General features: G+C 72.6%; 10 protein-coding genes. 5 read left to right on the top strand and 5 right to left on the bottom strand.

Annotated features, from left to right (window positions below; translation table 11 throughout):
* Positions 1–1,186: MFS transporter (locus tag I4I78_RS24105; RefSeq protein WP_218613762.1), on the bottom strand; the 1,186-nt coding region annotated here is incomplete at its 3' end.
* A gap of 68 nt (positions 1,187–1,254) precedes the next feature.
* On the opposite strand from I4I78_RS24105, the gene I4I78_RS24100 reads away from it, so the two are divergent.
* From I4I78_RS24100 to I4I78_RS24085, 4 genes are all read left to right on the top strand, one after another.
* Entirely contained in the window at positions 1,255–2,199 is a 945-nt protein-coding gene (locus I4I78_RS24100; protein ID WP_218613761.1) for a LysR family transcriptional regulator, read from the top strand.
* 81 nt (positions 2,200–2,280) lie between these two features.
* Positions 2,281–3,048 carry a helical backbone metal receptor gene (locus I4I78_RS24095; protein WP_218613760.1) on the top strand — a complete coding sequence of 256 codons (768 nt, stop codon included), beginning with the start codon at positions 2,281–2,283 and terminating at the stop codon, positions 3,046–3,048.
* A 75-nt stretch (positions 3,049–3,123) separates the two neighbouring features.
* The gene (locus tag I4I78_RS24090) at positions 3,124–3,906 is read left to right on the top strand and encodes an enoyl-CoA hydratase/isomerase family protein (RefSeq protein WP_218613759.1); all 783 of its coding nucleotides are present in this window, start codon (positions 3,124–3,126) and stop codon (positions 3,904–3,906) included.
* A 119-nt stretch (positions 3,907–4,025) separates the two neighbouring features.
* Positions 4,026–4,406 (top strand): hypothetical protein, encoded by a 381-nt coding sequence (locus I4I78_RS24085; protein ID WP_218613758.1) that lies wholly within the window; start codon positions 4,026–4,028, stop codon positions 4,404–4,406.
* An 88-nt stretch (positions 4,407–4,494) separates the two neighbouring features.
* Here I4I78_RS24085 and I4I78_RS24080 read toward each other — a convergent pair whose 3' ends face one another.
* Genes I4I78_RS24080 through I4I78_RS24070 form a run of 3 tightly spaced genes read right to left on the bottom strand, consistent with a single transcriptional unit; the run spans position 4,495 to position 9,150 of the window.
* Positions 4,495–6,069, bottom strand: coding sequence for a GMC family oxidoreductase N-terminal domain-containing protein (locus I4I78_RS24080; RefSeq protein ID WP_308252319.1), 1,575 nt, complete (start codon positions 6,067–6,069; stop codon positions 4,495–4,497).
* Positions 6,066–7,637: an APC family permease gene (locus tag I4I78_RS24075; protein ID WP_218613756.1), complete on the bottom strand. Its 1,572-nt coding sequence runs from the start codon at positions 7,635–7,637 to the stop codon at positions 6,066–6,068. The genes I4I78_RS24080 and I4I78_RS24075 overlap by 4 nt, the downstream gene beginning before the upstream one ends.
* 40 nt (positions 7,638–7,677) lie before the next feature.
* Positions 7,678–9,150, bottom strand: coding sequence for an aldehyde dehydrogenase family protein (locus I4I78_RS24070; RefSeq protein ID WP_218613763.1), 1,473 nt, complete (start codon positions 9,148–9,150; stop codon positions 7,678–7,680).
* A 143-nt stretch (positions 9,151–9,293) separates the two neighbouring features.
* On the opposite strand from I4I78_RS24070, the gene I4I78_RS24065 reads away from it, so the two are divergent.
* Positions 9,294–10,070 carry an IclR family transcriptional regulator gene (locus tag I4I78_RS24065; RefSeq protein ID WP_218613755.1) on the top strand — a complete coding sequence of 259 codons (777 nt, stop codon included), beginning with the start codon at positions 9,294–9,296 and terminating at the stop codon, positions 10,068–10,070.
* Positions 10,071–10,108: 38 nt separating this feature from the next.
* Here I4I78_RS24065 and I4I78_RS24060 read toward each other — a convergent pair whose 3' ends face one another.
* Positions 10,109–10,546: an SRPBCC family protein gene (locus I4I78_RS24060; RefSeq protein WP_218613754.1), complete on the bottom strand. Its 438-nt coding sequence runs from the start codon at positions 10,544–10,546 to the stop codon at positions 10,109–10,111.
* Between the last annotated feature and the right edge of the window lie 306 nt (positions 10,547–10,852).

Here is a 10,852-nt window from a genome sequence, read left to right as displayed (position 1 = left end):
AGCCGACCAGCCCGAGCCAGCCCAGGTGGTCGAACGCGACCCCACCCACGGCGCCGCCCGCGCTGCTTCCCGCGTAGTAGGCGAACAGGTACAGCGACGACGCCTGCGCCGGCACCCCGCCGTCGAGCATCGACGACCGGCGCCCGACCCAGCTGCTGGCCACCGAGTGCGCACCGAAGAAACCGACCGTGACCAGCAGCAGGCCGGCCAGGATCGCGACCAGCGAGTCCGGCTCGGTCAGCCAGATCCCGGCCAGCGCGATCACCGTCGAGATCCACAGCACCGGACGCCGGCCGAAGCGGTCGCCCAGCCGCCCGGCGCCGGTGGAGGCCCAGCCGCCGGCGAGGTAGCCGAGGAAGATCAGTCCGGTGAGCGCGGCGGGCAGCGAGAACGGCGGCGCGAGCAGCCGGAAACCGAGGTAGTTGTAGACCGTCACGAACGCGCCCATCAGCAGGAACGCGATCCCGAACAGGCACAGCAGGCCCGGGTCGCGCAGGTGCCGGCGGATCGGCCCGCCCAGGTCGCGCAGCCGGGTCGGCGCCGGGTCCGGTGCGGTCGCCGGGGGCAGCAGCCACCGGAACGCGACGGCGGCGATCACCGACACCACCCCGACCGCGGCCAGCCCGGCGCGCCAGCCGCCGACGTCGGCGACCAGGGTCGCGACCAGCCGCCCGGACAGCCCGCCCAGCGTGTTCCCTGCGATCATCAGCCCGACCGCGCCGCCGAGGTGGCGCGGGGCGACCTCCTTGGTCAGGTGCGCCATCGACAGCGCGGGCAGCGCGGCCAGCGCGACCCCCTGCAGCGCCCGGACCGCGACCAGGGCACCGAACGTCGGCGCGAGCGGGGCGAGCATCGCCAGCACCGCGGAGATGCCGAGCGCCCACGTCATCACCCGGGCCCGCCCCCAGGACTCGAGCAGCGCCGAGAGCGGCAGCACCGCCAGCGCGAGCGTCCCGGTCGTGGCCGAGAGCACGAGGCTGGCCACCGACGAGGACACGCCGAACTGCGTCGACAACGTCGGCAGCAGCCCCTGCACGCTGTAGACGAGCACGAACGTCGCCAGGCCGGAGCACCACAGCGCCGCGCCGAGGCGCCGGTAGCCGGGCGTCCCGCGCTCGTGCGGGCCGGCAGCACCCGTGGGGGCACCGGCGCCGGTGGGGGCGGCGGAGCGCTCGGTCGTTGTCATTGCGTATGACCGTACGACGCGACCCACTCATGCGTCCAATGCATGTTCGTGCCCTTTATGATGCAACCATGCATGACGTACTGGCGCCGCGGCTGACGCAGTTCGTCGCCGTCGCGCGGACCGAGCACATGACCCGGGCCGCGGAACGGATCGGCGTCCCGCAGCCGACGCTGAGCCGTGCGATGGCGAGGCTGGAGGCCGACCTCGGCGTCGCGCTGTTCACCCGGGCCGGCCGCACCGTGCGGCTCACCCCGGCCGGGCGGTCGCTGCTGCGCCGCGCCGAGACCGTCCTGGCCGAGCTCGACGCCGCGGTCGACGAGCTGACCGGCGACGCCGACCGGACGCACGGCCGGGTCACCCTCGGGTTCCTGTCCACGCTCGGCACCGAGGCCGTGCCGCGGCTGCTGCGCGGGTTCCGCGACGCCCACCCCGGCATCCGGATCGAGCTCGTCCAGGGCCGGCACGAGATGCTGCTCGACCGGGTCCGCGAGGGTGTCGCCGACCTCGCGCTGACCTCGCCGCTGCCGGACGAGCCGGGCCTGACCGCGGTCGAGCTGGCCGAGGAGGAGCTGCGCCTGGCCGTCCCGTCCGGGCACCGGCTGGACCGCCGCGACGGTGTCGTCGACACGGCCGCGGGGTCAGTGGACAGGTCCGTGGACCTCGCCGAGGCCGCCGACGAGCCGTTCGTCGGTTTCGCCCCCGGCTACGGGCTGCGCGGGACCGTCGAGGCGTGGTGCCGGCAGGCCGGGTTCGGCCCGCGGATCGCGTTCGAGGGCGGCGACGCGGCCACCCTGCGCGGCCTGGTCGGCGCGGGCCTGGGCGTGGCGCTGCTGCCGCTGGCCCCGGACGTCCCCGGGGTCGTGCAGCTGCCGGTGCGCACCCCGCGCACGGTGCGCACGCTGGGCATGGTGCACCCGCGCGACGACCGCCCGACCCCGCCGGTCCGGGAGCTGCGCGCGTTCGTGACCGCGCACGCCCCGCGCCTGCTCGCCCCGCACGGATCCGCGCCGTGAGCCCCGCGCGCAGATCGGTGCTGTGACCCCCGGCGCACCGATCTGCGGCGGCGACCGCACCGGCCCGATACCGTCGACACCATGGCCCCGGTGATCGACGACGAGAAGCGCGAGGTACCGGTCCCGGCGACCGTCCGCAGGGTGGTCTCGCTGGTCCCCTCGCTGACCGAGGCGGTCGCGCACAGCGCGCCGGGCCTGGTGGTCGGCGCGACGGACTGGTGCACCCAGCCCGGCGACCTGGACGTTGCGCGGATCCGCGGCACGAAGAACCCCGACGTCGGGGCGATCGTCGCCCTGCAGCCGGACGTCGTGCTCGCGAACCAGGAGGAGAACCGCCTGCCCGACCTCGACGCGCTGCGCGAGGCCGGCCTCGCCGTCTACGTGACCGACATCCGCGACGTCGACGGCGCGTTCGCGTCGCTGGCCCGGATGCTCGCCGCCTGCCGCATCGACGAACCGGGGTGGCTGCGCGAGGCCCGTGACCTCTGGGCGGCCGTGACGCCCGCGCAGCCGCGCCTGCGTGCGGTCGTCCCGATCTGGCGCAAGCCGTGGATGGCGGTCGGCTCGGACACGTTCACCGGCGCGGTCCTGGACCGCCTCGGCATCGACAACGTGCTCGGGGACGACCCGCAGCGCTACCCGCGCTTCGACCCGGCGGACCTCCCGGAGCACGACCTCGTCGTCCTGCCCGACGAGCCGTACCTGTTCACCGCCGACGACGGCCCGGAGTCGTTCCAAGCCGCGTCCGCGCTGGTCAGCGGCCGTCTGCTCACCTGGTACGGGCCCAGCCTGACCGAGGCGGCGCAGCAGCTGCCCCGTGCGCTGTTCCGGTCCACACCACCGCGGTAGGGCCGGGTGTCCGAGCGGACCGAGGCGGGGGCGTGACAGGCTCGGCTCTCCTGTCGCGTTCACCCCGGAGGACCCATGGCCACGGACTCGCCCGTCACCGTCGAGCAGGCGGACGGCCTCGCCGTCGTCACCGTGGACGCGCCGCCGCTGAACCTGTTCGACGGCGCGATGGGCTCGGGACTCGTGGCCGCGATCGGCGAGCTGGAGAAGAGCTCACCGAGGGCGGTGCTGATCCGGTTCGAGGGCAAGCTGGTCACCGGCGGCGTGGACGTGCGGGTGTTCGAGCCGCTCGACGGGGCCGGGGCGACCGACCTGTTCACCGCGCTGGTCACGATCTCCCAGCGGATCGCCGCGCTCCCCTGCCCGACCGTGTTCGCCGCCCACGGCACCTGTCTGACCTGGGGTTTCGAGCTGGCGCTGGCCTGCGACCTGATCCTGGCCACGGAGCAGGCGCAGTTCGGGCTGGTCGAGGCCACGATCGGGCTGACGCCGGCGATGGGCGGCACCGGGCGTCTCGCCGAGCGCGCCGGCACCGGGCGGGCGCGCGAGTTCGTCATGACCGGTGACCGCTACGACGCCGCCACGATGCACTCCTGGGGTGTGGTCAACCGCGTCCTGCCCGCCGACGGGTTCGACGACGCCGCCCGCGACCTCGGCCGGCGGCTCGCCTCCGGCCCGACCGTCGCGCACGCCGCGACGAAGGCCGTGCTGCGCTCCTACCTCGACGGCGGCGTGGCGAAGGCAGACGCCGACGTCCCCGCGATCGCCGGCCCGCTGTTCGCGACCGAGGACCTCCGCAACGCCCTGCAGACCTTCCTCACGATCGGGCCTGGTCACGCCGTATTTGAGGGACGCTGAGCGATCGCCGGGAGCGACACGTCACCGCATCGGGTGAACATGGTCCCGCACTGACATATTTCGACCCCCGTCGCCGACACACCCGTTGTCGGACAACGCAACGCGATCGGGGAATCACAATGGGCGACAGCTTCGGCCGGACCATGGACACCCGGACGACAGGCGACGGCACGGCGGACGGAACGGACAGGACGGCGCCGGTCCCGGACGCGGAGACACCGGCCACCGGAGCCGCGGTCCCTGCGATCCCGGCCCAGCGCTCGGCCCCTCCGCGGACCGAGGCCCCTCCGCGGACCGAGGCCCCTCCGCGGACCGAGGCCCCTCCGCGGACCGAGGTCCCGGCCACGACCGGCGTGCACCACTGCCGCTGCGGCCACGACGCCGACGCGCACGAGCACTTCCGCGCCGGCAGCGAGTGCGCGGCGTGCGACTGCACCCGCTACAGCACCACCCGCGGCCTCGCCGCGCTCCTGGCCGCCACCACCCGCCGAGGCCGCTGACCCCGCCTGCCCGGCAGGAACCTGGGGCCGACACCGGTGAACCACGACGAGCGCCGCACGCTCGTCGTGGTTCACGACTACGGCCCGGTCAGGCGGGGTGAGCGGCCTTGAGCAGGTCCGAACACTTCTCGCCGATCATCATGGTGGTGATGTTCGGGTTGATCGCCGGCAGGAACGGCAGGGCCGAACCGTCGGCGACCCGCAGGTTCTGCACGCCGCGGACACGAAGCTGCGGGTCCAGGACGGCCGTCGGGTCGTCGTCGGTGCCCATCTTGGCCGTGCAGGCCGGGTGGTAGACGGTGTTGTGGGTCTTCATCAGGTAGTCGGCGAGGTCGTCGTCGGTGACGGCGTCCGGGCCCGGAGCGAGCTCGGAGGCGATCCACTCCTTGAGCGCGGGCTGCTCGGCGATCCGCCGGGCCAGGCGCACTCCTTCGATCATGACGGCCATGTCGTGGCCCTCGGGGTCGGTGAAGTACCGCGGGTCGACCCGGGCCCGGTCGCGGAAGTCCCTGGTGCGCAACCGGACCGTGCCGCGTGAACGACCACGCGTCACGTTCGGCGTGAGGCAGAACCCGTTGTCGGTCCTCGGGTAGCCGTGCCGGACCGTGTTCAGGTCGAACGGCACCGAGCCGTAGTGCATCATCAGGTCCGGCCGGTCCAGCGACGGGTCGGTGCGGTGGAACAGCCCGATCTCCCACCACTGCGTGGACTCGGTGACCATCGGCTTCGCCGCGTCCCACATGACCAGGCCCTCGACGTGGTCGTCGAGGTTCGAGCCGACGCCCGGCGCGTCCACCCGCACGTCGATCCCGAACTCCTGAAGATGCGACCCCGGCCCGATCCCGGAGAGCATCAGCAGCTTCGGGGTGTCGATCGCGCCCGCGGAGAGGATCACCTCGCGGTTCGCGGTCACCGTCTCGCGGCCCGGGACGATCCCGCGCTGGTACTCGACGCCGGTGGCCCTCACGCCGTCGAAGAGCACCTGAGAGACCCAGCAGTCGGTGCGGATCTCCAGGTTCGGCCGCGAGCCCATGACCGGGTGCAGGTACGCGTGCGACGACGACGCGCGTGTCCCGTCCGGGAACCGGTTGACCTGGAAGAACCCGGCGCCCTCGGTGACCGTGACGCCCTCGTTGAACCGCACCGTCGGCAGCCCGGTCGCGGCCGCGGCCTCGAGCAGCGCGACGCCGCACGGGTCGTGCGGCGGGATCTGCATGAGGTTCACCGGGCCGGAGCGGCCGTGGCCGTCCCAGGCTCCGTCGTTGGTCTCCAGGCGCGCGATCAGCGGCCAGCACTCGTCGGCGCTCCAGCCGGTCAGGCCGGAGGCGGCCCACTCGTCGAGGTCCTCGCGCGGGGTCCAGAACGCGATGCACGAGTTGTGCGACGAGCACCCGCCGAGCACCTTGGCGCGGGCGTGGCGCATGTGCGAGTTGCCGCGTTCCTGCGGCTCGATCGGGTAGTCCCAGTCGTAGCCGGAGTCGAGCAGCTTCATCCAGTCCGAGAGCTGCAGGACCGCCGGGTCACCCACGTCGGACGGGCCTGCCTCGAGCAGCAGCACCGTCACGGCCGGGTCCTCGGACAGCCGTGCGGCCAGCGCGCAGCCGCCGGACCCGCCACCGACGATCACGTAGTCGAAGCGTCCCGCCGTCGGATCCCCCGTCACGGGGCACCTCCCATTCCCTCGTCCATCTGCTTGGCCATGTGCTCGGGCAGGCATCCCACGTGGTGGCGCCCGCGCAGCAGGAACCAGGCCAGCCCGCCGAGCGCCACGATGCCGATGAAGATGAACGCGATGAACCGCAGCCAGCCCGAGCCGTAGACGTCCTCACGCGGCCAGGCCAGGTTGATCGCCATCGCCGCGCCCCACAGCACGGCCAGGATGTTGATCGGCAGGCCGAGCCTGCCCAGCGAGAAGTAGGCCTTGCCACTCGCATCCGGGCCGTCCACGTCCGGCCACTCCCCGCGCAGCCGCTTGATCAGCATCGGGATCGTGACCAGCAGGTACGCCAGGTAGATCATGATGATCGCGACGCTGGTGACGGCGGTGAACACCTCCGGCACGCCCGCGTTCGCGACCAGGATGACGATCGCGATCACGCCGATCAGCACGGCCGGGATCACCGGGGTCTTGCGCACCGGGTCGATCCGGGCCAGCGTCGAGCCGGCCGGCAGCGCGTTGTCCCGGGCCATCGCGAACATCAGCCGGATCGCGGCGGTGTGCACGGCCAGCGCGCACACCGTGATCGCGACGACGATGGCGACCAGGAAGATCGACCCGACCGGCCCGCCGAGCACCTGCAGCAGCACCATCTGCCCGCCGCCGCTCTTCTCCCCCATCGCCGGGTCGCCCAGGTCCGGCGCGGCCAGGATGATCAGCAGCAGGATCAGCCCGCCGATCACGAACGAGGCGACGACCGCGCGCAGGATCGCCGACGGCGCGGTGCGGCGCGGGTCCACCGTCTCCTCACCCAGCGAGCTGGCGGTGTCGAACCCGTACATCACGTACGCCGAGGCGAGCGCCGCGACCAGGAAGACGCCGAAGTAGCCCCCCGGTGCCCCCTCGCCGAGGCCCTGGGTGTCGAACAGCACCGACGGCGGGTTCACGATGTTGAACGCCAGCACGACGATGATCGCCACCGCCGCGACCAGCTCGATGAACACCCCGGCGGAGTTGATCCGGGCCATCAGCTTCACGCCGATCGCGTTGATGACCGTGGTGAACACGATCAGGATGCCGCCGAGGATCACCCCGTTCAGCGCGGCGTCGTTGCCGTCGGCGGCGGAGCCGACCAGCTGGAAGCCCGACCAGAGCTGGGGCAGCACCAGCTGGTAGGCCAGCACCACCGCGGAGATCGTCACGACGGATGCGGTGAGCATCATCCAGCCGGCCATCCAGGCCGTGGCCGGGCTGCCGAGGCGCTTGGACCAGTTGTAGACCGAGCCCGCCACCGGGTAGCGACCGGCCAGCTCGGCGAACGAGAGCGCGACCATGACCTGGCCGGCGAACACCATCGGCCAGGACCACCAGTAGGCCGCGCCGCCGGTGCCGAAACCGAAGTAGAACAGCTGGAACGTGCCGGTCAGGATCGAGATGTAGCTGATCCCGGCCGCGAAGCTGGCGAACTTGCCGATGCTGCGGTCCAGCGTCTGGCTGTAGCCGAAGTCGGCGAGGCCGTCGTCCGGGCCCTTCGGCGCGGTCGAGCCCGGCGGCGATGCCTCAGTGCTGCTCATCGTTGACCTCCGATATCAACTTGCGCTGATTCTCACTTCGCTAGCTGCGTTCGGTGAACCAGCGCTGGGGCTCCGGCGCGGTGTTCGTCCAGACGTGCTTGATCTCCTGGTACTCGGCCAGCCCGGTCGGCCCGAGCTCGCGGCCGTTCCCCGAGCGGCCCATGCCGCCCCACTCGGCCCCCGGGTAGTACGGGTGGAAGTCGTTGATCCAGACGGTGCCGTGGCGCAGCGCGGACGCGACCCGGTGGGCCCGCCCCATCTCCTGGGTGAACACCGCACCGGCCAGGCCGTAGTCGGTGTCGTTGCCGAGCGCGATCGCCTCGTCCTCGGTCTGGAAGCGCTCCACCGTCAGCAGCGGACCGAACGTCTCCTCCCGGATCACGCGCATGTCCCGGGTGACGCCGGTGAGCACGGTCGGGCGGTAGAAGTAGCCCTGCCGCAGTGCCGGGTCGTCCGGGCGCCGCCCGCCGCAGCGCACGGTCGCGCCCTCGTCGCGGGCCGACTGCACGAAGCTCTCGATCTTGGCCAGGTGCGCGGCCGAGACCAGCGGGCCGACCTCCACGCCGTCGTCGAGGCCGTTGCCCAGCCGGATCCGGTCCGCGCGTCGCACGATCTCGTCGACGAGCCGGTCGTGCAGCGAGTCCTCGACGATCAGCCGCGCACCGGCCGAGCAGACCTGCCCGGAGTGCAGGAACACCGCGAGCATCGCGTAGTCCACGGCCAGCTCGAAGTCGGTGTCCGCGAAGATGATGTTGGGGTTCTTGCCGCCCAGCTCGACCGCGGTGCGCTTGATCGTCTCGGCGGAGGCCCGGATGATCGCCTGCCCGGTGGACAGGCCGCCGGTGAAGCTGACCATGTCGACGTGCGCGTGCTCGGTCAGCGGCGCGCCGACGCCCGGCCCGTCGCCGAGCAGGATGTTGACCACCCCGGCCGGGATCCCGGCCTCCTCGCACAGCTTGACCAGGTGGATCGACGTCAGCGGGGTGACCTCGCTGGGCTTGATCACCATCGTGTTGCCGGCGGCGACCGCGGGCGCCACCTTCCAGGACAGCTGCAGCAGCGGGTAGTTCCAGGGCGTGATCAGCACGCACACCCCGACCGGCTCGTGCACGATCCGCGACACCACGCCCGGCTGCCCGGTGTCCACGAGCCGGCCTGCGTCCTTGTCGGCCAGCCCGGCGTAGTAGCGGAACACGGCGGTGACGTCGTCGACGTCGATCCGGCTCTCGGGCAGTGTCTTACCGGTGTCGAGGGTCTCCAGCCGCGCGATCTCCTCCTTGTCCCGGACCAGCAGGTCGGCGATCCGGCCCAGGATCGTGCCGCGCTCGGCGGCCGACGTCGACCGCCACGGCCCGCTGTCGAACGCGCGGCGGGCAGCGGCGACGGCGCGTTCGACGTCGTCCGGGCCTGCCTGGTCGACCTCGGTCACGACGCTCGCGTCGAAGGGGTTGATCACGGGCGCGGTTCCGCCCGACCCGGTGGTCCAGGTTCCGTCGATGTAGAGACTCGGCACCGGGGAACTCTCCACCCGGCAACGGTGCAGCGCAAGGCAGGTGCGCGGTCGGGTGGGATCTGCCACCGAACGTCCCATCCGGACACCGGCGACCGGCCGCACCGCCTCGCGCCGTCCGGGAGTCGCCGCGTTATGGTTGCGCCATGAGCAACCCGGAGCGCACACGGGAAAGCGGTGTCCAGTCGGTGGACCGCGCGATCAGCGTGCTGGAGATTCTGGCGCGCCGCGGTGAGGCCGGCGTGAGCGAGCTCGCCACCGAGCTGGAGGTGCACAAGTCGACGGCGTTCCGCCTGCTCGGAGCCCTGGAGGGGCGCGGGCTGGCGGAGCAGATCGGTGACCGCGGCAAGTACCGGCTCGGGTTCGGGCTGATCCCGCTGGCCGGCCGGGTCTCCGAGCGTCTCGAGGTCACCCAGCAGGGCCGCTCGATGTGCGAGCAGCTGGCCTCCGAGCTCGGGGAGACCGTCAACATCGCGATCCTGGACCAGGGCGTCGCGGTGAACGTCGACCAGGCGCGCGGCCCGTCCACCGTGACCACCTACAACTGGCTGGGCCGGATCACGCCGCTGCACAGCACCTCGAGCGGCAAGGTGCTGCTCGCCGCCGCGGAGCCCGCGGACCGCGAGCAGCTGCTGGTCGACCTCGAGCGCACGACGCCGCGCACGCTGGTCACCCCGGCCAAGCTGGCCGCCGAGCTGGACGGCGTCATCACCCAGGGCTTCGCCTGGGCGCTGGAGGAGTACGAGGTCGGCCTGAACGCGGTGGCCGCGCCGATCCGCGACCACTCGGGTTCGGTCGTCGCCGCTCTGTCGGTGTCCGGGCCGGCCTACCGGCTGCCGCCGGACCGGATCGAGGAGATCACGCCGGGCGTCGTCGCCGGAGCCACCGAGATCAGCCGCCGGATGGGGCACTGGGTGCGCTGAGTTCGCACGGTGCGCAACAACTCGGCCGGGGCAGCGTCTCAGAGCCGTTCGAGCACCGGCGGCAGGAGCCGCTCCACCTCGTCACCGAGACGCTCGAACTCGCGGCGCAGGAACGGCGCGGCCAGCTTCAGCAGGCCCTTGAACGTGAGGTCCGCGTGGTAGGTGACGGTCGTGGCGCCGTCGTCGGCGAGCTCCACACGGATGTCGTCGGTCGCGGTGACCGTCGAGTTCTCCCCGACGAACGTCAGCCGGGACGGGGTGCGGCTGACCAGCCGGTAGTCGAGCTCGGTCTCCCTGCCGTTGAACACCGACACGTTGTGCCAGGTGCTGCCGACGTCGACCGGTCCGCCGTCGTCGGAACGGGTGCAGGACTTCGTACCCGGGTCCCAGACCTCCGCGTGCCCGAAGTCGGCGAGGTAGCCGATGACGGTCTCGACGGGCGTCGACACCGACATCACGCGCTGCACGCTGACCACCGGAGCTCCTCTCGGCCGGTCCCCCGGCCCACGATCGGCCCCGATGTCCGCGGACCGCCACACATGATGACGCGCGCGACCGCGGCCGGCCAGATGATCTCATGCGCGCCCGGCGGACCGGCAGGCGCGAGCGGAGATCGTGACCGTTCGGTCACGGGTGCGACCGGTCCGGCCGGTTCGCCCACGGTGCGGGGCACCGGCTGAGAACCTCACCCGGCGAGGCGACGGCGGCCCGGGAGGACGAGGCGATGGCGGACGTGCGGGTGCATCCGGTGGATCTGGACACGGCGGGGACGGCGCTGGGGC

Source organism: Pseudonocardia sp. KRD291, assembly GCF_019263595.1.
GTDB lineage: Bacteria > Actinomycetota > Actinomycetes > Mycobacteriales > Pseudonocardiaceae > Pseudonocardia.
This window is presented reverse-complemented; position numbering and strand designations above follow the sequence as displayed.